This window comes from Limimaricola pyoseonensis (assembly GCF_900102015.1).
GTDB lineage: Bacteria > Pseudomonadota > Alphaproteobacteria > Rhodobacterales > Rhodobacteraceae > Limimaricola > Limimaricola pyoseonensis.
Genome location: NZ_FNAT01000002.1, coordinates 511404 through 537141 on the forward strand (window position 1 = coordinate 511404; position 25738 = coordinate 537141).

General features: G+C 71.5%; 23 protein-coding genes. 16 read left to right on the forward strand and 7 right to left on the reverse strand.

Annotated features, from left to right (window positions below; translation table 11 throughout):
* Positions 1 to 2 precede the first annotated feature (2 nt).
* A complete protein-coding gene (locus tag BLT43_RS06310; protein WP_090111098.1) occupies positions 3 to 956 on the reverse strand; it encodes an alpha/beta fold hydrolase in 954 nt (317 codons plus the stop codon).
* A complete protein-coding gene (locus BLT43_RS06315) occupies positions 949 to 1242 on the reverse strand; it encodes an SCP2 sterol-binding domain-containing protein (protein ID WP_090111099.1) in 294 nt (97 codons plus the stop codon). Before BLT43_RS06315 ends, BLT43_RS06310 begins: the two co-directional genes overlap by 8 nt.
* A gap of 92 nt (positions 1243 to 1334) precedes the next feature.
* On the opposite strand from BLT43_RS06315, the gene BLT43_RS06320 reads away from it, so the two are divergent.
* The 5 genes from BLT43_RS06320 to BLT43_RS06340 all read left to right on the forward strand — a co-directional run bounded on the left by BLT43_RS06320 (position 1335) and on the right by BLT43_RS06340 (position 6497).
* Positions 1335 to 1898, forward strand: a complete 564-nt coding sequence (locus tag BLT43_RS06320; RefSeq protein WP_165612553.1) for a tetratricopeptide repeat protein — start codon at positions 1335 to 1337, stop codon at positions 1896 to 1898.
* Positions 1899 to 1946: 48 nt separating this feature from the next.
* Positions 1947 to 5048, forward strand: coding sequence for a helicase-related protein (locus BLT43_RS06325; protein WP_090111100.1), 3102 nt, complete (start codon positions 1947 to 1949; stop codon positions 5046 to 5048).
* Positions 5045 to 5383, forward strand: a complete 339-nt coding sequence (locus tag BLT43_RS06330) for an RNA-binding S4 domain-containing protein (RefSeq protein ID WP_090111102.1) — start codon at positions 5045 to 5047, stop codon at positions 5381 to 5383. The genes BLT43_RS06325 and BLT43_RS06330 overlap by 4 nt, the downstream gene beginning before the upstream one ends.
* Positions 5384 to 5432: 49 nt before the next feature.
* Entirely contained in the window at positions 5433 to 5768 is a 336-nt protein-coding gene (gene fdxA, locus BLT43_RS06335; protein WP_090111104.1) for a ferredoxin FdxA, read from the forward strand.
* Between the two features lie 216 nt (positions 5769 to 5984).
* Positions 5985 to 6497, forward strand: a complete 513-nt coding sequence (locus BLT43_RS06340) for a CarD family transcriptional regulator (RefSeq protein WP_090111106.1) — start codon at positions 5985 to 5987, stop codon at positions 6495 to 6497.
* A gap of 171 nt (positions 6498 to 6668) precedes the next feature.
* Here the strand turns inward: BLT43_RS06340 and purD are convergent, their stop codons facing one another.
* Positions 6669 to 7943, reverse strand: coding sequence for a phosphoribosylamine--glycine ligase (purD, locus tag BLT43_RS06345; RefSeq protein ID WP_090111108.1), 1275 nt, complete (start codon positions 7941 to 7943; stop codon positions 6669 to 6671).
* Positions 7944 to 8068: 125 nt separating this feature from the next.
* Here purD and xseA point away from each other — a divergent pair, with 125 nt between their 5' ends.
* Positions 8069 to 9646: an exodeoxyribonuclease VII large subunit gene (gene xseA / locus BLT43_RS06350; protein WP_090111109.1), complete on the forward strand. Its 1578-nt coding sequence runs from the start codon at positions 8069 to 8071 to the stop codon at positions 9644 to 9646.
* Here the strand turns inward: xseA and BLT43_RS06355 are convergent.
* On the reverse strand, positions 9643 to 10032 hold the full coding sequence (locus BLT43_RS06355; protein WP_090111111.1) for a hypothetical protein: 390 nt from the start codon (positions 10030 to 10032) through the stop codon (positions 9643 to 9645). The two genes, xseA and BLT43_RS06355, sit on opposite strands and share 4 nt — an antisense overlap.
* 238 nt (positions 10033 to 10270) lie before the next feature.
* Between BLT43_RS06355 and ftsY the strand changes: the two genes are divergently transcribed.
* Positions 10271 to 11593 carry a signal recognition particle-docking protein FtsY gene (gene ftsY, locus BLT43_RS06360; RefSeq protein WP_090111113.1) on the forward strand — a complete coding sequence of 441 codons (1323 nt, stop codon included), beginning with the start codon at positions 10271 to 10273 and terminating at the stop codon, positions 11591 to 11593.
* Here the strand turns inward: ftsY and BLT43_RS06365 are convergent.
* Entirely contained in the window at positions 11590 to 12075 is a 486-nt protein-coding gene (locus BLT43_RS06365) for an MgtC/SapB family protein (protein WP_090111115.1), read from the reverse strand. The genes ftsY and BLT43_RS06365 overlap by 4 nt on opposite strands.
* Positions 12076 to 12144: 69 nt before the next feature.
* Here BLT43_RS06365 and BLT43_RS06370 point away from each other — a divergent pair, with 69 nt between their 5' ends.
* Positions 12145 to 13047 carry a DMT family transporter gene (locus tag BLT43_RS06370; RefSeq protein WP_090111117.1) on the forward strand — a complete coding sequence of 301 codons (903 nt, stop codon included), beginning with the start codon at positions 12145 to 12147 and terminating at the stop codon, positions 13045 to 13047.
* Between the two features lie 2 nt (positions 13048 to 13049).
* Positions 13050 to 13649 carry an inner membrane-spanning protein YciB gene (locus tag BLT43_RS06375; protein ID WP_090111119.1) on the forward strand — a complete coding sequence of 200 codons (600 nt, stop codon included), beginning with the start codon at positions 13050 to 13052 and terminating at the stop codon, positions 13647 to 13649.
* Positions 13650 to 13723: 74 nt separating this feature from the next.
* Here BLT43_RS06375 and BLT43_RS06380 read toward each other — a convergent pair whose 3' ends face one another.
* Positions 13724 to 14425 carry a glutathione S-transferase family protein gene (locus BLT43_RS06380; protein ID WP_090111120.1) on the reverse strand — a complete coding sequence of 234 codons (702 nt, stop codon included), beginning with the start codon at positions 14423 to 14425 and terminating at the stop codon, positions 13724 to 13726.
* 164 nt (positions 14426 to 14589) lie between these two features.
* Between BLT43_RS06380 and metZ the strand changes: the two genes are divergently transcribed.
* From metZ to BLT43_RS06400, 4 genes are all read left to right on the forward strand, one after another.
* Complete coding sequence (gene metZ, locus BLT43_RS06385; RefSeq protein WP_090111121.1) at positions 14590 to 15765, forward strand: O-succinylhomoserine sulfhydrylase; 1176 nt, start codon at positions 14590 to 14592, stop codon at positions 15763 to 15765.
* A 73-nt stretch (positions 15766 to 15838) separates the two neighbouring features.
* On the forward strand, positions 15839 to 16990 hold the full coding sequence (gene folE2 / locus BLT43_RS06390) for a GTP cyclohydrolase FolE2 (RefSeq protein WP_090111122.1): 1152 nt from the start codon (positions 15839 to 15841) through the stop codon (positions 16988 to 16990).
* A gap of 107 nt (positions 16991 to 17097) precedes the next feature.
* Positions 17098 to 18546 carry a TrkH family potassium uptake protein gene (locus BLT43_RS06395; protein ID WP_090111123.1) on the forward strand — a complete coding sequence of 483 codons (1449 nt, stop codon included), beginning with the start codon at positions 17098 to 17100 and terminating at the stop codon, positions 18544 to 18546.
* On the forward strand, positions 18546 to 20156 hold the full coding sequence (locus BLT43_RS06400) for a 5-guanidino-2-oxopentanoate decarboxylase (protein ID WP_242652233.1): 1611 nt from the start codon (positions 18546 to 18548) through the stop codon (positions 20154 to 20156). The genes BLT43_RS06395 and BLT43_RS06400 overlap by 1 nt, the downstream gene beginning before the upstream one ends.
* An 18-nt stretch (positions 20157 to 20174) precedes the next feature.
* On the opposite strand, the gene BLT43_RS06405 is transcribed toward BLT43_RS06400, so the two are convergent.
* Entirely contained in the window at positions 20175 to 21950 is a 1776-nt protein-coding gene (locus BLT43_RS06405) for a trypsin-like peptidase domain-containing protein (protein WP_090111125.1), read from the reverse strand.
* A gap of 180 nt (positions 21951 to 22130) precedes the next feature.
* Here BLT43_RS06405 and BLT43_RS06410 point away from each other — a divergent pair, with 180 nt between their 5' ends.
* The 3 genes from BLT43_RS06410 to glyS are packed head-to-tail and all read left to right on the forward strand — an operon-like array spanning position 22131 to position 25668.
* Positions 22131 to 23090, forward strand: a complete 960-nt coding sequence (locus tag BLT43_RS06410) for a glycine--tRNA ligase subunit alpha (protein ID WP_090111126.1) — start codon at positions 22131 to 22133, stop codon at positions 23088 to 23090.
* Positions 23087 to 23608 (forward strand): DUF6446 family protein, encoded by a 522-nt coding sequence (locus tag BLT43_RS06415; RefSeq protein ID WP_090111127.1) that lies wholly within the window; start codon positions 23087 to 23089, stop codon positions 23606 to 23608. Before BLT43_RS06410 ends, BLT43_RS06415 begins: the two co-directional genes overlap by 4 nt.
* Complete coding sequence (gene glyS, locus BLT43_RS06420) at positions 23608 to 25668, forward strand: glycine--tRNA ligase subunit beta (RefSeq protein ID WP_090111128.1); 2061 nt, start codon at positions 23608 to 23610, stop codon at positions 25666 to 25668. Before BLT43_RS06415 ends, glyS begins: the two co-directional genes overlap by 1 nt.
* Positions 25669 to 25738: the final 70 nt, after the last annotated feature.

A 25738-nucleotide genomic window follows, 5' to 3' on the forward strand; every position in this document is an offset into this window, starting at 1 on the left:
GCTCAGCCCCCGTGGCGGCCGAAATGCCGGGTGATCCGGTCGATCCGCGCGCCGCGGGTCGCGGCGTCCTCGATCAGGAGCTCGTGCCGGCCGCCCTCGATCATCTCGAACTCCGCGCCGGGCCAGCTCCGCATCCGCGCGCGCACCCGCGCCGAATCCACCACCCATTCCTCGGTGCCGAGCAGGGTCAGGCAGGGCAGGCGCGGCGCGGGCAGGGCGGCGAGGCGGCGGGTTTCCAGCAGCGCCTCGTTCAGCCAGTGCAGCGAGGGCGCGGCCAGCGCCAGCTCGGGATGCGCCTCGACCTGCCGGCGCACCCAGTCGAAGCTCTCGGCGTCGCGGGTCAGCATGTTGGCCTCGGCCGCCTCGATCGCGTCGTCGAGCGTGGCCGAGCGGCCGGGCGAGGGCAGGTGCGACAGGCCGGTCAGCCGGCTCGCGGTGCTCAGCCCCCAGGCCGCGACCCGAAGCCCGCCGCTCATCATCACGCCCCACATCGGCGCGGTGAAGCAGGCGCTGGCCACCGGCAGGCCGCGGATCAGCGACCTGAGCCCGATGCAGCCGCCCATGGAATGCGCCAGCAGGTGCCACGGCCGGGGCAGGCCGAGCGCCTCGGCATGGTCCAGCAGCGCCGCCACGTCCGTCTGGTAGTCTGAGAAGCTGTCGACATGGCCGCGCAGCGCGATCCGGTGGCCGCGATCCGACAGGCCCTGTCCGCGCCAGTCGAGCGTGACGCAGCCATAGCCGCGCGCGCCGAGATCGGCGGCGACGCGGCCGTATTTCTCGGCATATTCGGTGCGGCCCGTGAAGAGCAGCACCGTGCCGTTCGGCTGAGGGCCGTCCCAGTGGACGGCCCTCAGCCGAACCCCGTCGGCGGTGCGCAGCCAGCGGGCGCGCGCCGGGCCGTCCGCCACCTCGGCGAAGAACGGCGCCGCAGCCTCGGGGGTCGTGCCGTCAGCCAAGTACCGCCGCCAGCTTCATCGCGAGGCCCATGTCGCCATCGACCGAGAGCTTGCCCTGCATGAAGGCGGCGGTCGGGTCGAGCTCGTCCTCGAGGATCGCCTTGAAGGTCTCGGCGTCGGCGCTGAGCGTGACCTCGGCGGCCTCGTCGCCGGCGCGCGCGCCGTTCTCGTCGATCATGATCGCGCCCTCGTCCTCGATCACGAACTTCGCCGGGCCGCCATCGAGGCCGTCGCCGTTCATCTTGGCGTTCAGCGCAGTCACCGCCTGGTTCACCAGTTCGCTCATCCCGTCGTCCTTCCCTTGTGTCGGCCGTCATCTGGGCCTTGTGATGGCGCCGCCTCTGGTCTCGGCCGGGGGCGGTGCCTACACTAGGGACTATGGGTGCAAGATTTCCTAGCTTCAAACCTGTCCTCGCGGCACTGCTGCTGGGCCTGACGCCCGTGGGCCACGTCGCCGCGCAGGACACGGCGCGAATCGACCGGCTCTTCGCCGATCTGGCCGAGGCCGGGCCCGTGGAGACGGGCGAGATCGAGGCCGAGATCCGCGACGCCTGGTCGAAGAGCGGATCGGCGGCGATCGACCTGCTGCTGCGCCGCGGCCGCGAGGCGCTGGAGGCCGGCGACCAGCGCGCCGCGATCGAGCACCTGACCGCCGCCATCGATCACGCCCCGGACTTCGTCGAAGCCTACGAGGCGCGCGCCAACGCCTATTACCTCGCCGGTCTGACCGGCCCCGCCATCGAGGATCTGCGCCTCGCCCTGCTGCTGGAGCCGCGGCATTTCGGCGCGCTCCGGGGCTTTGCCATCCTGCTCGAGGAGATGGGCCGGCCCGAGGACGCCCTCGAGACCTGGGGGCGGGTGCGCGACATCTCTCCCGGCGACGACACCGCCCGAGCCGCGCAGGAGCGGCTCGACATCCAGCTCGGCGGCCGGACGCTCTGAGCCGGTCTTCGACCGCCCATTCCCGGCCCCGTCCGAAACAGGACCCCTATGACCCCCTCCCGCATCGGCGCCGTTCTCGGCCCCACCAATACCGGAAAGACGCATTACGCGATCGAGCGGATGCTGGCCTACCGGACCGGCGTGATCGGCCTGCCGCTCAGGCTGCTCGCCCGCGAGGTCTATGACCGCATCGTCAAGGCGCGAGGCCCCGGCGTGGTGGCGCTGGTCACCGGCGAGGAGCGGATCGTGCCGCCGCGCGCCGCCTACTGGGTCTGCACCGTCGAGGCGATGCCCGAGATGGATGCCGACTTTCTCGCGGTGGACGAGATCCAGCTCTGCGCCGACCCCGAGCGCGGCCATGTCTTCACCGACCGTCTGCTGCATGCGCGCGGCCGCCACGAGACGCTCTTCCTCGGCTCCGAGACCATGGCCCCGGCGATCCGGGCGCTGGTGCCCGAGGCCGAGATGATGCGCCGCGAGCGGCTCTCGGTGCTGAGCTACGCGGGCTCGAAGAAGCTCAGCCGCATGCCCGAGCGCTCGGCCGTGGTCGGCTTCTCGGTCGACAGCGTCTACGCCATCGCCGAGCTGATCCGCCGCCAGAAGGGCGGGGCGGCGGTGGTGATGGGGGCGCTCAGCCCCCGCACCCGCAACGCCCAGGTCGAGATGTACCAGAACGGCGACGTCGACTACCTGGTCGCCACCGACGCGATCGGCATGGGGCTCAACCTCGACATCGGCCATGTCGCCTTCTCCTCGCTGATCAAGTTCGACGGCCACAAGATGCGCCACCTCGCGCCGCCGGAGCTGGCGCAGATCGCGGGCCGGGCCGGGCGGCACAAGATGAACGGCAGCTTCGGCGTCACCGGCGAGGCGCCGCCGCTCGAGGAAGAGACCGTCGAGGCGATCGAGAACCACCGCTTCCGCCCGGTGACGCGGCTGTTCTGGCGCAACTCGCGGCTGCAGTTCGGCTCGCTCCGGCGGCTGATCCAGACTCTGGAGGAGCGCACCAGCAATCCATGGCTCGGCCGGGTGCGCGAGAGCGACGACCTCGCGGCGCTCAAGACGCTCGCCGCCGACCCGGTGATCGCGGCGCGCGCGCATGACGGCCCGTCGGTGAAGCTGCTGTGGGAGGTCTGCCGTCTGCCCGATTTCCGCGGCATCGGCCGGGGCGAGCATGCCGAAATGGTCGGGCAGATCTTTTCGCACCTGCAGGATCGCGGCCGCATCCCCGAGGACTGGTTCGCCAAGCGGGTCCAGCGCATCGACCGCACCGACGGCGACATCGACGCGTTGTCGAAGCGGCTGGCCTATGTCCGCACTTGGACCTATGTGGCCCAGCGCAGCAACTGGCTCTCGGACGAAAGCCATTGGCGCGAGGTGACGCGCGCTGTAGAAGATCGTCTGTCGGACGCGCTGCATGGCGCTCTGACGCAAAGATTCGTGGACCGGCGGACCAGCGTTCTGGCCCGGCGGCTCAAGCAGAAGGAGGTCATGGTGGCCGAAGTGACAGACACCGGCGACGTGACGGTCGAGGGCGAGTTCGTGGGACGGCTGGAAGGATTCCGCTTCCGGGCCGACAAGGCGGGCGGCCCGGACGAGGCGAAGACCCTGCGGCAGGCCGCCGAGAAGGCGCTCGCGCCGCAGTTCCACCTGCGCGCCGACCGGTTCTACAACGCGCCCGACACCGAGATCGACGTGACCGAGCAGGGCGGCCTGATGTGGGGCAGCTCGGCCGTGGGCAAGCTGGTCTCCGGTCCCGACGCCTTCCGCCCGCAGGTCGTGGCCTATGTCGACGAGGAGGCCGGCGCCGAGATCTCCGAGAAGGTGAAGCGCCGCCTGCAGCACTTCATCGACCGCAAGATCGCGGCCACCCAGGAGCCGCTGCTGGCGCTGAAGAACGACGAGGCGCTGACCGGCGTCGCCAAGGGCTTCGCCTACCGCATGGTCGAGAATTTCGGCGTGATCCCGCGCGGCGAGGTCGCTGAGGAGGTCCGCGGCCTCGACCAGGAGGCGCGCGGCGCGCTCAGGAAGCACGGCATCCGCTTCGGCCAGTTCACCGTCTTCATGCCGGCGCTGCTGAAGCCCGCGCCGACCCGCATCCGTCTGGTGCTCTGGGCGCTGTCGAAGAACCTGCAGGAATTCCCCGAGACCCCGCCGCCGGGCCTCGTCACCGTGCCCGCCACCCGCGGCGCCGCGCCGGGCTACTACGCCATGGCGGGCTATCGCGCCGCCGGCGAGCGGGCGATCCGCATCGACATGCTCGAACGCCTCGCCGACATGCTGCGCGACCGCGACAGCAAGAACGGCTTCGAGGCGGTGCCGGACATGCTCTCGATCACCGGCCTGACGCTCGACCAGTTCGCCGAGCTGATGTCCGGCCTCGGTTATAAGGCCGAGAAGGGCGAGCGGCCCAAGGCCCGGCCCGTCAAGGCCGGCGACCCGCAGGAGGTGCCGGGCGACGTGCCGGACACCACCCCGCCCGCGCCCGAGGGCCCGGACGTGCCGGGCGAGACGCCGCAGGAGGCGCCGGACCAGCCGGACGCGCCGGGCATCACCCCGCCCGAGCCGCCGACCGCGCCCGACCTGCCGGACGAGACCCCGCCCGCGCCGGATCAGCCCGACGCGCCGCCGGCCTCGCCCACCGACGTGCCGGGCACCCAGCCCGACGTGCCGCCCGCCGAGGTGCCGGGCGACTCGCCCGATCGCGGCCCCGCGCCCGCGCCCGACGAGATGCCCGACAGCGACCCGCCGGCCGGCATTCCCGCCGGCAGTCCGACCGAGATCCCGCCGGGCACCATCGCCGTGGGCGAGACCGCGCCGGAGGCTGCGCATGAGGCGGCCGACCAGGCCACCGAGCAGGCGGCGGAGACCGAGACCTTCTACACCTTCACCTGGGCCGGGCGCGGGCAGCGCCGGGGCCGCGAGGGTGGCGAGGGCAAGGGCCGGCGCCAGGCCAAGGGCGACGGCGCGCCGCGCGGCGCCAAGGGCGGCAAGCCGCAGGGCAAGGGCAAGAGCGACGGCAAGCGCCGTGGCGACAAGCCCGAGCGCGGCGACAAGCCCCGGCAGTTCTCCTCGCAGCCGCAGCGCGAGAAGAAGATCGACCCGGACAACCCGTTCGCGGCCGCGCTCGCGGGCTTCAAGCGCGATTGAGCCGGACCAGCGGCAACCCCGCCGAGGCGCCGCGCGAGACGCTGCGCCTCGACAAGTGGCTCTGGCAGGCGCGGTTCTTCAAGACCCGCGGCCTTGCCGCCGCGCTCGTCACCAAGGGGCGGGTGCGGGTCAACGGCCAGCCCGCCGCGCGCCCTTCGCGCGGGGTGGGCCCCGGCGACGTGCTGACCTTTCCGCAGGGCCGCGCGATCCGGGTGATCCGCATCCTCGCGCTGGGCGAACGGCGCGGCCCGGCCAGCGAGGCGCGCGGCCTCTACGACGATCTCGACCCCCCGGTCACGTCTGCGGCAGAGGAGCCGCCCGGGGCGCTTGAATGATCCCGCCCGCTGCTCTAGCTAGGCCGCAAGAAGCATCGAGGGCCCGACAATGACCTACGTCGTCAAGGACAACTGCATCGCCTGCAAGTACACCGACTGCGTCGAGGTCTGCCCGGTCGACTGCTTCTACGAGGGCGAGAACATGCTCGTTATCCATCCCGACGAGTGCATCGACTGCGGCGTCTGCGAGCCCGAATGCCCGGCCGACGCGATCCGTCCCGACACCGAGCCGGATGTCGAGAAATGGGTCGAGTTCAACCGGAAATACTCCGAGATCTGGCCGGTCATCGTCACCAAGAAGGACCCGCTGCCCGGGGCCGAGGAGATGGACGGCAAGGAGGGCAAGATGGAGCTGTTCTCCGAGAAGCCCGGCGAGGGCGGCTGAGCCGCTGCTCCGACGACTAGATGGCGGCTAGATGGCGGCCCGACGTCGGACCGAATGCGCCCCCGCTTCCGTCGAGGGCGTTTTCGTGGTATGATCCTCCGGTAATGCTGCTGACAACCTGATCCAGCTTGGCCGACGCCGGCCTGACGGACCCCTCGGTCCGGCAGGCCTTTTCGGCGTTCTGGGCCACGATTCGGATCTCCCAGGAAGGACATCATGAGCAAGAAGAAGAACGAGTTCCGTCCCGATGATTTCGTCGTCTACCCGGCGCATGGCGTCGGCAAGATCGTCTCGATCGAGGAGCAGGAAGTGGCGGGCATGTCGCTCGAACTCTTCGTGATCTCCTTCGAGAAGGACAAGATGACCCTGCGGGTGCCCACTCACAAGGCCACCGAGGCCGGCCTGCGCTCGCTCTCCTCGCCCGACGTCGTGGCCCACGCCATGAAGACGCTCAAGGGCAAGGCCAAGGTCAAGAAGGCGATGTGGTCGCGCCGGGCCCAGGAATACGAGCAGAAGATCAACTCCGGCGACCTGATCGCCATCGCGGAGGTGGTGCGCGACCTGCACCGCGCCGACGACCAGCGCGAGCAGTCCTACTCCGAGCGCCAGCTCTACGAGGCCGCGCTCGAGCGCCTGATCCGCGAGATCGCCGCCGTCTCGGGCAATGACGAGACCGCCGCCGCGCGCGAGATCGACGGCGTGCTCGGCGCCCGCGCCGCCGCCGCCTGATCGTCCCGACGGTTCATGAAGAAAGGCCGCATCCGCCGGATGCGGCCTTTTTTCGTGTTCGGCCTCGAAGATACGGGCAAAGCCCCGGGCTTGCCGGTCGCCATGCGTATTTGAGGATGGACGCAGCGGGAGACGGCTCGGCCGTTCTCCCTTGATGCGACAGCCGGCGCCTCAGTTGCCGCTCGGCAGTGCCCGCCAGCCGATGTCGCGCCGGCAGAACCCCTCGGGCCAGTCGATCGCCTCGACCATCGCGTAGGCCCGCTCGCGCGCCTCCGAAAGGCTGTCACCGCGCGCCGTCACGTTCAGCACCCGGCCGCCATTGGCCAGGAGCCGCCCGTCGCGCCGCGCCGTCCCGGCATGGAACACCATCGCCGAAGAGCTGTCCTCCAGCGCGTCGAGACCGCGGATCTCGGAGCCCTTCACGTAGCTGCCGGGGTAGCCCTCGGCCGCCATCACCACCGTCATGGCGTGGTCATCGGACCAGGCCACCTGCATTTCCGAAAGCCGCCCCTCTGCGCAGGCCTGCATCAGATCGAGCGCCTGACCGCCGAGCCGCATCATCAGCACCTGGCATTCCGGGTCGCCGAAGCGGACGTTGTACTCGACCAGTCGCGGCTGGCCGTGCTGGATCATCAGCCCGACATAGAGCACGCCCTGGTAGGGGGTGCCGCGCTTCGCCATCTCGGCCATGGTCGGGCGGACGATCTCGTCGAGCGCCATTCGCGCGGTCTCGTCGTCGAGGATCGGGGCGGGGGAGTAGGCGCCCATGCCGCCGGTGTTCGGGCCGGTGTCGCCTTCGCCGACGCGCTTGTGGTCCTGCGCGGTGCCGACCGGCAGCACCTCCTCGCCGTCCACCAGCACGAAGAAGCTCGCCTCCTCGCCCTCCATGAACTCCTCGATCACCACCTCGGAGCCGGCCGCGCCGAACTCGCCGCCGAACATGTCATCGAGCGCTGCCATCGCCTCGTCGCGCTCGGTCGCCACCACGACGCCCTTGCCGGCGGCAAGACCGTCGGCCTTGATCACGATCGGCATCGGCTGCGCCTCGAGATAGGTGCGCGCGGCGTCGAGATCGGTGAAATGCGCATAGGCCGCGGTCGGCGCGCCCGCCGCGTCGCAGATCGCCTTGGTGAAGCTCTTGGAGCTTTCCAGCCGCGCCGCCTCGGCCGAGGGGCCGAACACCTTCAGCCCCGCCGCGCGGCAGGCATCCGCCACGCCCGCGGCCAGCGGCGCCTCGGGGCCGATGACCACGAGGTCGACCGCCTCGTCGGCGGCGAAGCCCGCCACCGCGTCGCCGTCGAGGATGTCGAGATCGGCGCATTCGGCGATCTCGGCGATCCCGGCATTGCCCGGCGCGACGATCAGCTTGTCGCATTTCGGGTTCTGCAGCACCGCCCAGGCGATGGCGTGCTCGCGCCCGCCCGATCCGAGGATGAGAATGTTCACGATCGAGCCTCCTGCGCGCTTGCCGTCGGGGCCGCTTCTAGGGCGGGTGCGCCGCGAGGGCAATCATCCGCCCCGGAGCCGCGCGCCCCGTTGCCCGGACCGCGCGGCTGGGGCAGACAGGACGCATGGACCTGTTCGAAGACGACACCCCCGGCACCGGCGCCAACGCGCATGAGTTCACCGTCTCGGAAATCTCCGGCGCGGTGAAGAAGACCATCGAGAGCGAATTCGGCTATGTCCGGGTGCGCGGCGAGGTCGGGCGCGTCACCGTGGCCCGCACCGGGCACATGTATTTCGACCTCAAGGACGACCGCGCCGTGCTTTCGGCGGTCAGCTGGAAAGGGCAGGTGGCCAAGCTCGCCCATCGCCCCGAAGAGGGCATGGAGGTCATCGCCACCGGGCGGATGACCACCTTCGGCCCGCAGTCGCGCTACCAGCTCAACGTCGAGGAAGTCGTACCCGCGGGCGCGGGCGCGCTGATGGCGATGCTGGAGAAGCGGCGGCAGGCGCTCGCCGCCGAGGGGCTGTTCGACGAGGGCCGCAAGCGGCCGATCCCTTTCCTGCCCGAGATCATCGGCGTCGTCACATCGCCCACCGGCGCGGTGATCCGAGACATCCTGCACCGTCTGCGCGACCGCTTCCCGCGCAAGGTGCTGGTCTGGCCGGTCGCGGTGCAGGGCAAGGGCTCGGCCGAGCAGGTCGCGGCCGCGATCCGCGGCTTCAACGCGCTCACGCCGGGCGGCGCGCTGCCGCGGCCCGACCTCCTGATCGTCGCACGCGGCGGCGGCTCGATCGAGGATCTGTGGGGCTTCAACGAGGAGATTGTCGTCCGCGCCGCCGCCGAGAGCCGGATCCCGCTCATTTCCGCCGTCGGCCACGAGACCGACACCACGCTGATCGACCACGCCGCCGACCGCCGCGCGCCCACGCCCACCGCCGCCGCCGAGATGGCGGTGCCGGTGCGGGCCGAGCTTCTGGCCGACCTCGCCCAGCTCGGCGCGCGCATGGCGCAAAGCCAGCGCGGCGGGCTCGACCGCCGCGCCGAGCGGCTGCGCGACCTCGCCCGCGCGCTGCCGCGCCCCGAGGCGCTGCTGGCCTCGCCGGCGCAGCGGCTCGATTCGCTCGACACGCGGCTGCCCGGCGCGCTGCGCGCCGCCATCGCGAAAAAGCGGATCGAGCTGTCGGACCACCCGCTGCGCCCCGGCCTCGCCGCCCGCGCGGTCGAGCGCGCCCGCGACCGGCTCGCGGGCAGCACGGCCCGGCTGCCCGGCGCGCATCGCGCGGGGCTGTCGCAGAAGCGGCTGCGGCTCGAAGGGCTGCGGCTGCGCCCGGCCGCGCTGCAGACCGCGCTGCGGCAGGAGCGGCGCAACCTCGATCGGCTGGCCGAGCGGCTGCGCCCCGATCTCGTCACCACCCGCATCGACCGCCAGCGCGAGCGGCTCGACGCGCTGGAGCGGCTGCGCGGCACGCTGGGCTACGAGGCGACGCTGGCGCGCGGCTATGCCGTGGTGCGGGCCGAGGGCGCGCTGGTGACAGACGCGGCGACGGCGCGCGAAGCCAAGCTTCTTGAGGTGCAATTCGCCGACGGGCGGGTCGAGGCCGTGCCCACCGGCGGCGGCGCGGGTCCCGCGACCCCGGCCAAGCCGAAGAAGCAGAAGAAGCAGGAGACCGCCGCGCCGCCCGAGCAGGGCACACTGCTCTAGACGCCGACCTCGGGCTGGCACAGCAGCGGGCCCTCGGCCTCCTCGACCTCGTAGAGCACCGGCGCGTCGGGGTCGTTGACGAACTCGGCCCGGAGCCGCCCGCCCTCGTCGTAGAAGCGCCAGCATTCCGGGCCGGTGCCGTCCTCGTAGTCGAAGCAGATCGCGCCGGCATTCGGGTACCACTCGCCCTCGAGGCAGCGCCCGTCGAGGAAGGACCACGTCACAGCGCGCCCCGGCCCGTAGCGCTCGATCCCGTAGGGCGCGCCGCCGCTGTGATAGGTCAGCGTCCGGCCATCCACCCGGGCCGCGAACTCCTCGGGCGAAAGCGACGCCTCCTGCGCGGTGGCAGGCAGGGCGAGAAGCAGGAGGGCGGCGAGCGTTCGCATGGGATCAGGCTGGCACGGCGGCGCGCGTCCCGCCAGCCCCCGCCGGCACCGAGGCGTGCCGGCCCGGCTTTGCCGCGGCAGGCGGCGCAAGGGCCATGGCGGGGGAGGGCAGAGCGCCCGTCGGCGGCATCGGGCGGGGTTCGCCGCCGTTCCCGCCGCGGCCCTGTCCCTTTCCAAGCCCCCTCGCAGGGGTTAGGTGAGAGGGGAAATCTCGCATATCGGCAAACACGGGCGGCGCATGTCCTTCTTCGGCAAACTGAAAGACCGGCTCTTCTCCTCTTCCTCCAAGCTCGACAAGGGGCTTGAGGAGATCGTCGAGGAGGGGGCCGAGGCGCAGGTCGAAGACACCCCCGAGACGGAAACCCCCGAGCAGGACGCGCCGCGCCCCGACGCGCCGCAGGCGCCCGAGCCCGCGCCCGAGGAGCCCGCCGCCGAACCCGAAGAGCGGCCCGAGCCCAGCGCCCCGGCCGCGCCGCAGCCCGCCACGCCCGACGCCCAGCCGCCGGTCGCGCCGCCGGTCACCCCCGGCATGCCCGCCGCCCCCGTCACCCCGCCCGCGCCGCCGGTGCGCGAGGAGACGCCGCCCCGCGCCGAGCCCGCACCCGAGCCCACGCCACGCCCCGCCGAGACGGCCCGCGCGCCCGAGCCGCAGGCCGAACCCGCCCAGAAGCCCGGCTTTCTCGGCCGCATCTTCGGCAGGGGCGAGGCGGCCGCGCCGCGCCGCGAACTCGACGACGCGATGCTCGAGCAGCTCGAGGAGCTGCTGATCCAGTCCGACATGGGCGTCGAGACGGCGCTGCGCGTCACCGCCAACATCGCCGCGGGGCGGATGGGCCGAAAGCTGTCGGTGCCCGAGATCAAGGACCTGCTCGCCGGCGAGATCGCCCGCATCATGGAGCCGGTGGCCCGGCCGATGCCGATCTATCCCAAGAAGCCGCAGGTGGTGCTGGTCGTCGGCGTCAACGGCTCGGGCAAGACCACCACCATCGGCAAGCTCGCCAGTCAGTTCCGCGAGGCCGGCAAGTCGGTGGTGATCGCCGCCGGCGACACCTTCCGCGCCGCGGCGGTCGAGCAGCTGCAGATCTGGGGCGACCGCGCCGGCGTGCCGGTGATGACCGCGCCGCAGGGCACCGACCCCGCGAGCCTCGCCTTCGACGCCATGACACGGGCGCAGGCCGAGGGTGCGGATCTCCTGCTGATCGACACCGCGGGCCGGCTGCAGAACCGGCAGGACCTGATGGAGGAGCTGTCGAAGATCGTCCGCGTCATCCGCAAGAAGGACCCCGACGCGCCGCACAACACGCTTCTCGTGCTCGACGCCACCACCGGCCAGAACGCCGTGAGCCAGGTCGAGATCTTCCAGAAGATCGCCGACGTCTCGGGCCTCGTGATGACCAAGCTCGACGGCACCGCGCGCGGCGGCGTGCTGGTCGCCATCGCCGACCGCTTCGGCCTGCCGATCCACGCCATCGGCGTGGGCGAGCAGATCGACGATCTCGCGCCCTTCGACCCCGAGGAGTTCGCGCGCGCGCTCACCGGCGCGGAGGGCGAGCTCGCCTAGTCGTGCCAGCCCAAGAGCCGCTCGACCTCGCGCAGCAGCATCAGGACCACCACCACCATGACCGAGGCCATCGCGGCGAGCGGGATCTGTCCGGCGCCGCAGCCCAGACCGACAGCCCCGGCCAGCCAGAGCGACGCCCCGGTGGTGATGTTGCGCACCTCGCCCCGCGACGTGAAGATGATGCCCGCCGCGAGGAAGGCCACGCCCGAGGTCACCGCCTCGATCAGGCGCAGCGGGTCGATCCGCCGGTCGTCGGTGCCGCCGAAGTCGAGCTGCGTCACCTCCTGCCCGAGGATCACGAACAGCGCCGCCGCGAGACCCACGAGGATATGCGTCCTCAGCCCCGCCGGCTTGCCGCGCCACTCCCGCTCGATCCCGATCATCCCGGTCAGCACGATCGCCGAGAACAGCCGCACCGCCGCGACCCAGGGCGAGGTGGATCTGAAGCCGCTCTGCAGATCGGCGAGGAGGGTGTCGAGCATGGGCGTGGCTCCGTCTGACGTTTGCGTGATGAACGCCCGCGACACGGCTGCGTTCCGAGGCGCGGCGCGGTGAGCGACTGGCTCGCCGCCCTCGCCGGCACGCCCGAGGGCGCGCGTCTCGCCGCCGGGCTCGCGCTGCTCTCGGCGGTGGCGCATGCCGCATTCGGCGCGCTGCAGAAGGGCCGCCACGACCCGTGGCTGTCGCGCGGCGCGATCGACCTGTGGCTCGCGATCCTCTCGGCCCCGGTCGCGATCTTCGTCGTGCCGTGGCCCGACGCGGTGACGTGGGGCTTCGTGGCGGGCGCGCTGGTCGTGCATTTCGCCTACAAGTGGGCCATGGCCACCGCCTACGAGAAGGCTGCCTACACCGTCGTCTACCCGGTGGTGCGCGGCGCGGGGCCGGTGGTCACCGTGCTCGCGGCCTTCCTCGTCTTCGGCGAGGCTTTCACCGCCGCGCAATGGCTCGGCGTGGCGCTGGTGTCGGGCGCGATCCTCGCGCTGGCGCTGCGCAACCTCTCCGAGGAGCGGATCGACCCGCTTGCGCTGCGCGCGGGCCTCGCCTGGGCGCTGCTAGCGGGGCTCCTGGTCGCGGCCTACACGACCTGGGACGCCGCCGGCATCCGCTCGGCGCCCGATCCCTTCACCTTCCTCGCGTGGTTCTTCTTTGTGACCGCGCTCGACTTCCCGGTGCTGGCCTGGCGCAGGCTGCGGCGCATGGAGGTGCGGCCGCCGATGGCGCCGCTGATGCTGCGCGGGCTCGTCGGCGCATTGGTCGCATGGGTCAGCTTTGGCGGCGTGATGCTGGCCACCTATCTCGACAAGGTCGGCGAGGCCGCGGTATTGCGCGAGACCTCGACCGTCTTCGCCGCGCTGATCGGCTGGTTCATACTGGGCGAAACGGTCGGACCGCGGCGGCTGGTGCTGATGTCGCTGATCGCGCTGGGCGCGGTGATCGTGGAATTCGGAGGCTGAGAATGGCGGAACGCAAGATCAACCCTGTGCTCAAGCAGGTGCTGGAACTGGGCCCGACGCTGGCCTTCTTCCTCGTCTACCTGCGGGTCAAGGACGAGCAGTTCCTGATCGCCGGCACCGAGTATTCCGGCTTCATCGTCGCGACGCTGCTGTTCATCCCGATCCTGCTCGCCGCCATGGCCGCGCTCTGGGCGCTGTCGGGCAAGCTCAGCCGGATGCAGGTCTTCACCGCCTTCATGGTGATCTTCTTCGGCGGCCTCACCGCCTGGTTCAACGACGAGCGGTTCTTCATGATGAAGACCACCATCGTCTACGGCCTCTTCGCCGCGATCCTCGGCACCGGGCTGATCTTGAGGAAGAGCTGGCTCGAATGGATCATGGGCGAGGCGCTGCCGATGAAGCACGAGGGCTGGATGCTGCTGACAAAACGGCTCGTCGCGATGTTCGCGGGCCTTGCCGTCGCCAACGAGATCGTCTGGCGCACCCAGACCGAGGAACTCTGGGTCAAGATCGAGACCTTCGCCTTCCCGGCGGCGCTGTTCCTGTTCCTGTGGCTGCAGATCGCCTCGCTGCAGCGCTACATGATCGAGCCGGAGAAATAACCGAGGCCGCCGGACCTGAGTATTTCCGGAGTGAAGTTGCCGCCGGGCGCCGCAAGGCCCCGGCGGCTTCGCGTTCAGCGGCTGCCGAACAGGTGCTTCTGCTGGTCCGCGTTCGCCGTGCCCTGCCGCTTGTCGAGATGCAGCGCCACGCCGCACTGCACGGCCGGGCGCGCCTCGAGCGCCTCGAGCCAGCGCTTCATGTGCGGGAAGTCGTCGATCCTCTGCTGCTGCCGCTCCCACAGCCGCGCCCAGGGGAAGGTGGCCATGTCGGCGATGGTGTAGTCCGCGCCCGCGACGAATTCGTTCTCTGCAAGCTGCCGGTCGAGCACGCCGTAGAGCCGCGCCACCTCGCCGCGATAGCGGTCCTTGGCGTAGGGCAGGTCCTGCGGCGGCTCCATCCCCGGCGCGTAGTGCAGGAAGTGGTGCGCCTGTCCCGCCATCGGCCCCAGACCGCCCATCTGCCACATCAGCCACTGGTCCACCGCGATCCGCGCGCGCTCGGTCGCGCCGCAGAACCGGCCGGTTTTGCGCGCGAGGTACTGCAGGATCGCGCCGCTCTCGAAGATCGCGATGGGTGCGCCGTCCGGCCCCTCGGGATCGACGATCGCCGGCATCCGGCCGTTGGGCGAGAGCTTCAGGAAGGCGGCCTCCTTCTGCTCGCCCGCGCCGATGTTCACCAGCCGCACCTCGTAGGGCAGGCCCATCTCCTCCAGCGCGATCGAGACCTTCCAGCCGTTCGGCGTCGGCCAGTAATGCAGTTCGATGGGGGCGGGCATGGCGGTCTCCTTCCGTTTCCGCGAGGAGAATGGCGCGCCGCGCGCCATGCGCAAGGGCCGGGCGCTTGACCCGACGCCAGCCGGGGTCTATCGCCCGGGCAATTCGCGGCGCCCCGGCCGTCATGGCCCCGCCGCCCGGACAGACAAGGCCCGGAGGCCAGCCCATGACCGAACACCGCAAGCGCACCCGCGCCGTCCACGCCGGCACCCGCCGCAGCCAGTATGGCGAGGTGAGCGAGGCGATCTTCCTGACGCAGGGCTTCGTCTACGAGAGCGCCGAGGCCGCCGAGAAGCGCTTCGTCGGCATCGAGGGCGACGAGTTCATCTATGCCCGCTACGGCAACCCGACCGTGGCGATGTTCGAGGACCGGCTCGCCGCGCTCGAAGGCGCCGAGGCCGCCTTCGCCTGCGCCTCCGGCATGGCCGCCGTCAACGGCGCGCTGACCTCGATGCTCAAGGCCGGCGACCACGTCGTCTCGGCCCGCGCGCTGTTCGGCTCCTGCCTCTACATCCTGGAAGAGATCCTGCCGCGCTACGGCGTCGAGGTGACCTTCGTCGACGGCAAGAACCTCGACGAGTGGAAGGCGGCGATCCGCGAGGACACCAAGGCGGTGTTCTTCGAGAGCGTCTCCAACCCGACGCTGGAGGTGGTCGACATCTCCGCCGTGGCCGAGATGGCCCATGCCGTCGGCGCCAAAGTGATCTGCGACAACGTCTTCGCCACGCCGGTCTATTCCGACGCGATCGCGCAGGGCGCGGACGTGGTGGTCTACTCGGCCACCAAGCACATCGACGGGCAGGGCCGGGCGCTGGGCGGCGTGATCCTCGGCACCGAGGAGCACATCCGCGGCCCGGTCGAGACCTACATGAAGCACACCGGCGGCTCGCTCTCGCCCTTCAGCGCCTGGATGATGCTCAAGGGGCTCGAGACCATCGACCTGCGGGTCCGGGCCCAGACCGAGACCGCCGGCCGCATCGCCGAGGCGCTGAAGGGCGAGGACAAGCTCGCCCAGGTGCTCTACCCGGGCCATGCCGACCACCCGCAGCACGACCTCGTCATGCGCCAGATGGGGGCGGGCGGCACCGTGGTGGCCTTTGACGCGGGCTCGCGCGAGGCGGCGTTCCGCCTGCTCAACGCGCTCGAGATCGTCGTCATCTCCAACAATCTCGGCGACGCCAAGTCGATCGCCACGCACCCGGCCTCGACCACGCATCAGCGCCTGCCGCAGGACCAGAAGGACCGGCTCGGCATCACGCCGGGGCTGATCCGGCTCTCGGTCGGTCTCGAGGACGCGGAGGACCTGATCGCGGACCTGCGGCGCGGCGTCGCGGCGATCTGATCGCCGGGAACCTGCGACAACCTGCCGTTTGCCGCGGGCGCGGTGCGATGCATTTTCTTCACCGCACCCCCATATGAGGGTGCGGAGAGACAGAGGGACCAGCCCCGTGACCCATGCCGACCGCGAACTGCACCGCCAGCCCGACCAGCCCCGCGCCCCCGGCCGCGAGGATGCCGCCGAGGCGCTGAAGCTCCTGCGCGACTGGGCGGCGCGCGCCACGCCAGAGGAGATCGCCACGCTCGACCCACTGGTCGGCCGGCTGGTGCCGGGGCGCGAGGTCTCGAACTACCCGGCGCTGGCCCGTGCCTACCCCGAGGAGTTCGCGGTCGACGACGCCTACCGCGCCGCGCTGCCCGACCTGCAGAACGGCCCGGCGAGCCTGATCCGCGGCGCGGCCCGGCCGATCCAGCATGTCGGCATCTCCAACTTCCGCCTGCCGGTGCGCTTCCACACCCGCGACAACGGCGACCTCTCGCTCGAGGCCAGCGTGACCGGCACGGTCAGCCTCGAGGCCGAGAAGAAGGGCATCAACATGTCGCGCATCATGCGGTCCTTCTACCGCCATGCCGGCAAGACCTTCTCCTTCGACACGGTCCGCGCCGCGCTGGCCGACTACAAGACCGATCTCGGCAGCTTCGACGCCCGCATCCAGATGCGCTTCCGCTTCCCGATGCTGCGCCCCTCGCTGCGTTCGGGGCTCGAGGGCTACCAGTACTACGACATCGCGCTCGAACTGGTCGAGCAGGGCGGGGTCGAGAAGACCATCGTCCATCTCGACTACGTCTATTCCTCGACCTGCCCCTGCTCGCTGGAACTCAGCGAGCACGCCCGCCAGTTCCGCGGCCAACTCGCCACGCCGCATTCGCAGCGCTCTGTGGCGCGGCTTTCGGTCGTCACCCAGCCCGGGCCGCGGCTGTGGTTCGAGGACCTGATCGACCTCGCCCGCGCCGCCGTGCCGACCGAAACGCAGGTGATGGTCAAGCGCGAGGACGAGCAGGCCTTCGCGGAGCTGAACGCCGCCAACCCGATCTTCGTCGAGGACGCGGCCCGGCTCTTCGCCGAGCAGCTGCTGGCCGACCCGCGGATCGGCGATTTCCGGGTGATGGCCAGCCACCAGGAAAGCCTGCACAGCCACGACGCGGTGAGCCTCTTGACCGAGGGGCCGACCTTCGCCGCCGAGAGCCTCGATCCGCGGCTGCTGGCGAGCCTGATCCACCCCGGCTGAGCCGTGGGCCACGGCCGTGAGGGGCGCGCCGGTCACGGTCGCGCCCCTTGTTTTGCGCGGCGGTCGCCCAGCTTGACAGGGCGGCGGGGCTGGGCCAACGCTCCGGCATGATCGACCTGCGCCCCGTCGGATACGTGAACGGCCTGCTCCTGTCGGTGCTGGGCCTGACCATGCTGGGGCCGATGCTCGCCGATCTGGCCGCCGGCAACGACCACTGGCCGGTGTTTCTCGAAAGCGCGGTGCTGACGACCCTGACGGGGCTTCTGATGGCGCTGTCCTGCCTCAACGGCGTGAAACCGAAGCTGACGCTGCGCCAGACCTTCCTGCTGACCTCGACCGTCTGGATCGCGCTGCCGCTGTTCGGCGCGCTGCCCTTCATGCTGGGCACCACCGGCGCCTCGCTGACCGACGCGATGTTCGAGGCGATGTCGGGCATCACCACCACCGGCGCCACGGTGCTGGTCGGGCTCGACGAGCTGCCGCGCGGCCTGCTGCTGTGGCGCGGCATCCTGCAATGGCTGGGCGGCATCGGCATCATCGTCGTCGCCATGGTGTTCCTGCCCGAGCTGAAGGTCGGCGGCATGCAGGTGTTCCGCTCCGAGGCCTTCGAGACCATGGGCAAGATCCTGCCCCGCGCCGCGCAGATCGCCTCCGGCATCGCGGTGATCTATGTCGGCCTGACCATCGCCTGCATGCTGGCCTACATCACCACCGGGATGGAGCCCTTCGACGCCGCGGTGCACGCGATGACCACCATCGCCACCGGCGGCTTCGCCAACAGCGACGCGTCCTTTTCGGCCTACGGCGCGGGCGTGCACTACGTGGCGACGCTGTTCATGTTCCTCGCGGCGCTGCCCTTCGTGCGCTACGTGCAGCTCGCCGCCGGGCATCCGCGGCCCCTGCTGCGCGACACGCAGGTCCGCGACTTCTTCCTGACGATCCTCATCTGCGTGCTGCTGATCGCGCTGTCGATCGCCAATTGGAGCCACGGCTTCACCGAGCGCGCGCTGCGCGAGGCGCTGTTCAACGTGGTCTCGATCATGTCGGGCACCGGCTATGCCAGCGCCGACTACATGCAGTGGGGGCCGTTCCCGGTCGCCATGTTCTTCTTCATCGGCCTGATCGGCGGCTGCGCCGGCTCCACCGCCTGCTCGGTCAAGATCTTCCGCTACCAGATCCTGTTCGCCTCGATCTCGGCGCAGGTCCGCAAGATCCACCAGCCGCACGGCATCTTCACGCCGCGCTACGACGGCCGCCCCGTCGCCCCCGACGTGCTGTCCTCGGTGATGTCCTTCTTCGTGGTCTTCGTGGTCTCGATCGGCATCACCTCGGTGCTTCTGTCGCTGACCGGGCTCGATTTCATCACCAGCGTCTCGGGCGCCGCCACCGCGATCGCCAATGTCGGGCCCGGGCTCGGCCAGGTGATCGGGCCGGCCGGCACCTTCGAGCCGCTGCCCGACGCCGCCAAGTGGATCCTGACCTTCGCGATGTTCGTCGGTCGGCTGGAACTGCTGGTGGTGCTGGTCGTGGGCACACGCGAATTCTGGAGATCCTGATGCTCGACACCGAACCCATGACGCGGCCGCTGGGCGCACAGATCAGCCACGCCCTCGCCGCGCGCGGCGTCGAGGTGATCTTCGGCATTCCCGGCGTGCACAATCAGGAAATGTATCGCGGCATCGAGGAGGCCGGGCTGCGCCACGTGCTGGCCCGCCACGAGCAGGGGGCGGGTTTCATGGCCGACGGCTACGCCCGCGCCACCGGCCGGCCCGGCGTCGCCTACGTGATCACCGGGCCGGGGCTGTGCAACATCCTGACGCCGCTGGGCCAGAGCTGGTCCGACAGCGTCGCGGTGCTGGCCATCTCGTCCTGCCTGCCCGAGGGCGGCCGGCACGATCACCGGCTGCACGAGATGCGCGACCAGCGGGCCGCGGCCGCCGCCGTGACCGAATGGTCCGAGGAGGCGCGCGATGCCGAACATGCCTACGCGCTGGTCGACCGCGCGCTTCTGGGCTTCGAGGGGCGGCGCAGGCGCCCGGTTCACATCCAGGTGCCGATCCCGGCGCTCGAGGCCGCCGCGAAACCGGCCGCCCCGCGCTCCGCGGGGCCGCGCCGCGCCGCGCCGCCCGATCCGGGCGCGGTGGCGCGCGCCGCGCGGCTTCTGGCCGAGGCGCGCCGTCCGATGCTGCTGCTCGGCGGCGGCGCCGCGGGCGCGGCGACCGAGGCCCGTGCGCTGGCCGCGCGGCTGGGCGCGGCGAGCTTTGCCTCCTATGCCGGGCGCGGCGTGATCGACAGCGGCGCGCCGCTGCATTACGGCTGCGCCCTTGCCCGGCCAGACAGCGCCGCCGAGATCGGCCGCGCCGACGCGGTGCTGGTGGTGGGCTGCGCGCTCTCGGAGACCGATCTGTGGCGTGCCGATCCCGGCTTCGCGGCCGATGCTAAGGTGATCCGCTTCGACATCGACCCGGCGATCCTCGCCGCCGACCATCGGGCGGATCTGCGGATCGCGGGCGACGCGGCCGAGGGGCTCGGCGCGCTGCGCGCGGCGTTGGGCGAGGCCGAGCCCGCCACGCTGTGGCAGCCGGACGAGGTCGCCGCCGCGCGCGACCGCTGGCGCGCCGCGATCGCCGCCGAGCGGCCCGGGCTGGTGCCGGTGATCGAGGCACTGCGCGCGGCGCTGCCGGCCGATGCGACGGTGTTCTCCGACATGACCCAACTCGCCTATGCGGCGCTCGAGCTCTGGCCCGCCCGCGCGCCGGGGCTGTGGCACCACCCCTCGGGCTTCGGCACGCTCGGCTACGCCCTTCCGGCCGCGATCGGCGCCAAGGTCGGATGCCCGGGCCGGCCGGTGGTGGCGCTGGCCGGGGATTACGGGCTGCAATACACCATCCAGGAGCTCGGCACCGCGGTCGAGCTGGGCCTGCCGCTGCCGATCATCGTCTGGGACAACGGCAAGCTAGGCGAGATCGAGGACAGCATGACCGCGGCGCAGATCGCGCCCAACGCGGTGATCCAGCGCAACCCCGATTTCTGTGCGCTGGCCCGGGCCTGGGGTGCGGCGGCCGAGCGGCCGCAGAATCTCGAGGAGCTGCGCGACACCGTGGCGCTGGCCTTCGCCACCCGCGGCCCGACGCTGATCCACCTGACGCCCGCGGCGGTGCGCTGACCGCCGCGGGCCGGCGGCTCACTCCCAGCAGCTGACCAGCGCGGTCATCTCGGCGGCGCGGCGCGTCAGCGCCTCCGGCGTGCCGCCTTGCGGCGTATCGGTCGTGCGCGCCGCGATGCCGGCCGCGTCGAGCGCCGGCAGGATCGCGCCCGCCTCCAGCGCCAGAGCGACCTCCTCGGGCAGTTGCCGGTCGGCGCGCCCCTCGCCGGGCAGAAGCAGCCCCAGAACCGCGCCGCCGCCGTCGAGCACCGGCCCGCCGGCATCGCCCGGCTCGGCCCTGAGCTCCAGCCGCGACACCTCCTCGCGCCCGTCCAGCCCGCGGATGTCGGCCAGCCGGCCGAAGGTCAGCGCCGGCACCGACAGCGCGTCGCCATAGGGAAAGCCCGCCACCGCCACCTTGTCCTGCAGCCGCGGCGTGGCGGTCTGGAACTGCGCGACCCCGCGCGGCGCGACCGGTCGGGCCGGGCGCAGCAGCGCCAGCCCGAGCGCCGCGTCCTGCATCAGCACCTCGGCGCCGCGAATGCCGTCGATCGCCACCTCGCCGCAGCCCGCGACCGCCTCGGCCACGGTGGCGACCGCGCCCGCCTCGTCGACGAAGACGCCCGAGCGCTCGCGCAGCGGCTGGCGGATCTCGAGCCCGGCGACGAGGTCGATCGCCTGCGCGTCGTCGGCGGCGATCTCGGCCGGGTCGAGCGTGCCGGGCAGGCGCACGAAGCTCGCCTTCATCTCATCGAGGACGCGCTTGCGCCGGCCCTCGTCGCCGGCCGGCCAGACCAGCACGAAGCCCTTGATCTCGCCGTTCTCGAGCCGCGCCTCGGCATGGGCGGTGAAGGTCTCGCCCGCGCCCTCGATCACGAAGCCCGTCTCGTTGCGACCGCGCGGCCCCTCGCGCGGGATGATCTCCAGCGTCTGCAGGATCTCGTAGAGACCGGCGAGCCGGTTGGCGTCGCCCCGCTGCGAGATCAGCAGCACCTGCGCCGGCACCTCGCCCGCGGCCTCGTAGATCGCGAAGGGCGGCCGGTGCTCGGCAAAGCGCACAAGATCGCGCGGCATGTCGATGGCGATGCCGGCGGCCTCGTCCGTCACCGGGCCCATGCCGATCCCTTCGAGCACGCCGTTATAGGCCGCGACCAGCGCGGCGCGCTGCCGCGTGGTCATGACGCCGGTGGCCTCGAAGCCGTTCTGCCGCTGCCATTCGGCCATGGCCGCGCGCGTGCCCGCGCCGAAGGCGCCGTCGATCCCGGCGTCGTAGACCCCGGCCCAGCGCAGCGCCACCTGCAGCCGCTCGCGCTCGGCCCGGCTCAGCGCGGCCTCCGAGGCGCGCGCCTCGGGCAGCGTCTCCTCGGGCGGGGTGGGGGCCTCGGGGGCGGCCTGCGCGGCGACCTCGACCGGCCGTTCGGCGGCCTCCTCGGTCGGTTCGGCCGCGTCCGAAGCGACGCGCGCAGAGGCGCCGGGGGCGCGGGCGGCGGCGCCGGCGGGCCAGAACCGCGAGCGGAACGCGTCGCCATCGGCGATGAAAGCGTCGCCCGGCACCGCGCCCTGCGCCTTCAGCTCGCCCAGCAGGCGCCGCGCCTCGGCCGGGTCGTAGGGGCCGAGCGCGATGCCGTACCAGCCCGAGCCCAGCGCGTAGCCGCTCACGTCCTCGAACCGCCCGGCATAGGCGCGCGCCCGCGCCTCGGCGCGGCTCAGCGTCGGCAGCGCCTCGACCTGCAGCCAGACGCCGCCCTCCTGCGCCCAGCCCGCGCCGCTGAAGAAACCCGAGGCCAGAAGCCCGGCGAGGAGTATCCGTTTCATGTGAATCGCGCGTCCCGTGCCGTGGATGTGGCAGGCCACTCTAGCAGCCCTGCCGCCGGGGACGAGGGCGAAGCGCCGCACCAAGCCGGCGCTGTTGCCCCGGCGCGCCATGATTGACCCCCGGCAGCGCCCGCCGTAATCAGGCCCGCGATCCTGCACCTCGCCCGCGAAAGGCCAGACATGACCGACGCCCCCCGTTCCTTCCAGGAGATCATCCTGCGGCTCCAGTCCTACTGGGCCTCGAAGGGCTGCGCCGTGCTGCAGCCCTACGACATGGAGGTGGGCGCGGGCACCTTCCACCCGGCCACCACGCTGCGCGCGCTGGGCGACCGGGCCTGGGCCGCGGCCTATGTCCAGCCCTCGCGCCGCCCGACCGACGGCCGCTATGGCGAGAACCCGAACCGGCTGCAGCACTACTACCAGTACCAGGTCATCATCAAACCCAGCCCCTCGGACCTGCAGGACCTCTATCTCGGCTCGCTCCGTGCCATCGGGATCGACACCGCCCTGCACGACATCCGCTTCGTCGAGGACGACTGGGAAAGCCCGACGCTCGGCGCCTGGGGGCTGGGCTGGGAGGTCTGGTGCGACGGCATGGAGGTGAGCCAGTTCACCTATTTCCAGCAGGTCGGCGGGCATGACTGCAAGCCGGTCTCGGGCGAGCTGACCTACGGGCTCGAGCGGCTCGCCATGTACGTGCTCGGCGTCGACCACGTCATGGACATGCCGTTCAACGACCCCGACGCGCCGATCGCGCTCAAGTATGGCGACGTGTTCCGCCAGACCGAGGAGGAATATTCGCGCCACAACTTCGACACCGCGACCGCCGAGATGCTGTTGCGGCATTTCGAGGATGCCGAGGCCGAATGCGCGAAGATCCTGTCGGCCCCGGCCGAGGACCCGCGCACCGGAAAGCGCATCGTCATGGCGCACCCGGCCTATGACCAGGCGATCAAGGCCAGCCACCTGTTCAACCTGCTCGACGCGCGCGGCGTGATCTCGGTGACCGAGCGGCAGGCCTATATCGGCCGGGTGCGGGCGCTGGCCAAGGCCTGCGCCGACGCCTTCGTGACCACCGAGGCGGGCGGCTTCGTTCCCGGCAACGCCAACGCCGACACCAGCGCCGACGCCACCGCATGACCGCGCGCATCATCATCGTCGCGGGGCTGGTCGTCGCGCTGATCGCCGGCGCGGCGATGTGGTACCTGCAGGTCTACGCCTTCTACGAGGAGCTCGACGCCCCCGAGATCGGCGCCGTCACCGTGCTCGACGACCGCGCCGCCCCGATCCCGGTCGCGGTCGAGAACCTGCGCGGCATCGATAGCGACAGCTCGCCGATCCGCTTCCGCGCCTGCATGGACATCGAGGACGCGACGCCGTTCGACAACGCCGTGGTCCACGAGCGCGCCGAGCCGCTGGTCGCGCCCGGCTGGTTCGACTGCTTCGACGCCGCCGCGATCGGCGCCGCGCTCGAGAGCGGCGAGGCCCGCGCCTATGTCTGGAAGCTGAACGAGCCCTACGGCATCGACCGCGTGCTCGCGGTGACGCGCGACGGGCGCGGCTACGCCTGGAACCAGATCAACGCCTGCGGCGAGGTCGTCTTCGACGGCGACCCGGTGCCGCCCGGCTGCCCGACCCCACCCGAAGGGACCTATTGATGCCCGACCTGCTGATCGAACTCTTCTCCGAGGAAATCCCCGCCCGCATGCAGGCCCGCGCGGCCGAGGATCTCAAGCGCTTGGTGACCGACGGCCTGGTCGAGGCGGGTCTCACCTACGCCTCCGCCGGCGCCTTCCGCACGCCGCGCCGCCTCGCGCTTTCGGTCGAGGGGCTGTCTGCGGCGAGCCGCGACACCGTCGAGGAGCGCAAGGGCCCGCGGGTCGGTGCGCCCGAGAAGGCGCTCGAGGGCTTCCTGCGCTCGACCGGGCTGACGCTGGAACAGCTGGAGATCCGCGACGAGAAGAAGGGCCAGTCCTACTTCGCGCAGATCACCCACAAGGGCCGCCCGGCCGAGGCGATCGTCGCCGAGGTCCTGAGCCGCACGATCCGCGACTTCCCCTGGCCCAAGTCGATGCGTTGGGGCGCGGGCGAGCTGCGCTGGGTGCGGCCGCTGCACTCGATCCTGTGCCTGCTCACCGACGAGGAAGGCGCGCGCGTCGTGCCGATGGAAGTCGGCGGCATCAACGCCTCCGACACCACGCGCGGCCACCGCTTCATGGGGCCTGACGAATTTTCCGTCACCTCCTTCGAGGATTACGAGGCCAAGCTGAAGCGCGCCTGCGTGCTCTTGCGCGCCGAGGAGCGGGCCGAGGCGATCTGGTCCGAGGCCTCGAGCCAGGCTTTCGCGCAAGGTTTGGAGCTGGTCGAGGATCGCGGCCTTCTGGACGAGGTCGCGGGCCTCGTCGAATGGCCGGTGGTGCTGATGGGCGAGATCGGGGCCGACTTCCTCGACCTGCCGCCCGAGGTGCTGCAGACCTCGATGAAGGAGCACCAGAAGTTCTTCTCGGTGCGCGACCCCAGGACCGGCAAGATCACCCGCTTCGTCACCGTCGCCAACATCGAGACCCGCGACCACGGCGCGACCATCCTCGCCGGCAACGGCAAGGTGCTCGCCGCGCGGCTCTCGGACGCCAAGTTCTTCTGGGAGAACGACCTGCGCATCGTGCGCGAGGGCGGTCTCGAGGCGATGGGCGAGGGGCTGTCGAACGTCACCTTCCACAACCGGCTGGGCAGCCAGGCCGACCGGATCGAGCGCATCGCCGCCCTGGCGCGCGAGATCGCGCCGCAGGTCTCGGCCGAGGCCGACGACGCCGAGCGCGCGGCCCGCGTCGCCAAGGCCGACCTGCGCTCCGAAATGGTGGGCGAGTTCCCCGAGCTGCAGGGCCTGATGGGCCGCTACTACGCCGAGGCGCAGGAGCTGAAGCCCGAGGTGGCGGCGGCGGTGCAGGAGCACTACCAGCCGCTCGGCCCCTCCGACGCCGTGCCCGCGGCCCCGGTCTCGGTGGCGGTGGCGCTCGCCGACAAGCTCGACACGCTGGCGGGCTTCTGGGCGATCGACGAGAAGCCCACCGGCTCCAAGGATCCCTTCGCGCTGCGCCGCGCCGCGCTGGGCGTGATCCGGCTGATCCTGTCGAACGGGCTGCGGCTGAAGCTGTCGGAGCTGTTCGCCAAGGCCGACGACCGGGCCGATGCGGACGACCTCCTCGCCTTCTTCCACGACCGCCTCAAGGTGCACCTGCGCGCCGAGGGCATCCCGCATGACGTGATCGACGCCTGCATCGCCATGCCGGGCAACGACGATCTGGCGCTGCTGGTGGCGCGGGCCGAGGCGCTTTCGGCCTTCCTCAAGACCGAGGATGGCGAGAACCTGACGCAGGGCTTCAAGCGCGCCAACAACATCCTCACACAGGCCGAGGAGAAGGACGGGGTCGAGTATTCCTTCGGCGCCGACGCCAAGTTCGCCGAAGGCGCCGAGGAAAAGGCGCTCTTCGCTGCGCTCGACGGCGCGCAGCCGAAGATCGACGACGCCATGTCGCGTGAGGACTTCGGCGCCGCCATGGCCGCGATGGCGAGCCTGCGCGCGCCGATCGACGCCTTCTTCGAGGCGGTGCAGGTCAACACCGACAACCAGGTGCTGCGCCGCAACCGCCTCAACCTGCTCTCGCGCATCCGCACCACCTGCCTGATGGTGGCGGACCTGTCGAAGATCGAGGGCTGACACACGACGCTGCGAAGGTCGCGCTTGGCGGATGGCCGGGCGCGGCCTATCTTGCGGCGAAAGGAGCGCC

Excerpts from the sequence above, each read along its gene's own strand:
- BLT43_RS06380 (WP_090111120.1), bottom strand. The coding sequence starts at position 14,425 with ATGCCCGCCCCCATCGAACTGCATTACTGGCCGACGCCGAACGGCTGG.
- fdxA (WP_090111104.1), top strand. The coding sequence starts at position 5,433 with ATGACCTACGTCGTCAAGGACAACTGCATCGCCTGCAAGTACACCGAC.
- BLT43_RS06315 (WP_090111099.1), bottom strand. The coding sequence starts at position 1,242 with ATGAGCGAACTGGTGAACCAGGCGGTGACTGCGCTGAACGCCAAGATG.
- BLT43_RS06340 (WP_090111106.1), top strand. The coding sequence starts at position 5,985 with ATGAGCAAGAAGAAGAACGAGTTCCGTCCCGATGATTTCGTCGTCTAC.
- BLT43_RS06365 (WP_090111115.1), bottom strand. The coding sequence starts at position 12,075 with ATGCTCGACACCCTCCTCGCCGATCTGCAGAGCGGCTTCAGATCCACC.
- BLT43_RS06325 (WP_090111100.1), top strand. The coding sequence starts at position 1,947 with ATGACCCCCTCCCGCATCGGCGCCGTTCTCGGCCCCACCAATACCGGA.
- metZ (WP_090111121.1), top strand. The coding sequence starts at position 14,590 with ATGACCGAACACCGCAAGCGCACCCGCGCCGTCCACGCCGGCACCCGC.
- BLT43_RS06320 (WP_165612553.1), top strand. The coding sequence starts at position 1,335 with ATGGGTGCAAGATTTCCTAGCTTCAAACCTGTCCTCGCGGCACTGCTG.
- BLT43_RS06405 (WP_090111125.1), bottom strand. The coding sequence starts at position 21,950 with ATGAAACGGATACTCCTCGCCGGGCTTCTGGCCTCGGGTTTCTTCAGC.
- ftsY (WP_090111113.1), top strand. The coding sequence starts at position 10,271 with ATGTCCTTCTTCGGCAAACTGAAAGACCGGCTCTTCTCCTCTTCCTCC.
- BLT43_RS06400 (WP_242652233.1), top strand. The coding sequence starts at position 18,546 with ATGCTCGACACCGAACCCATGACGCGGCCGCTGGGCGCACAGATCAGC.
- BLT43_RS06415 (WP_090111127.1), top strand. The coding sequence starts at position 23,087 with ATGACCGCGCGCATCATCATCGTCGCGGGGCTGGTCGTCGCGCTGATC.
- BLT43_RS06395 (WP_090111123.1), top strand. The coding sequence starts at position 17,098 with ATGATCGACCTGCGCCCCGTCGGATACGTGAACGGCCTGCTCCTGTCG.
- xseA (WP_090111109.1), top strand. The coding sequence starts at position 8,069 with ATGGACCTGTTCGAAGACGACACCCCCGGCACCGGCGCCAACGCGCAT.
- folE2 (WP_090111122.1), top strand. The coding sequence starts at position 15,839 with ATGAGGGTGCGGAGAGACAGAGGGACCAGCCCCGTGACCCATGCCGAC.
- BLT43_RS06355 (WP_090111111.1), bottom strand. The coding sequence starts at position 10,032 with ATGCGAACGCTCGCCGCCCTCCTGCTTCTCGCCCTGCCTGCCACCGCG.
- BLT43_RS06410 (WP_090111126.1), top strand. The coding sequence starts at position 22,131 with ATGACCGACGCCCCCCGTTCCTTCCAGGAGATCATCCTGCGGCTCCAG.
- glyS (WP_090111128.1), top strand. The coding sequence starts at position 23,608 with ATGCCCGACCTGCTGATCGAACTCTTCTCCGAGGAAATCCCCGCCCGC.
- BLT43_RS06375 (WP_090111119.1), top strand. The coding sequence starts at position 13,050 with ATGGCGGAACGCAAGATCAACCCTGTGCTCAAGCAGGTGCTGGAACTG.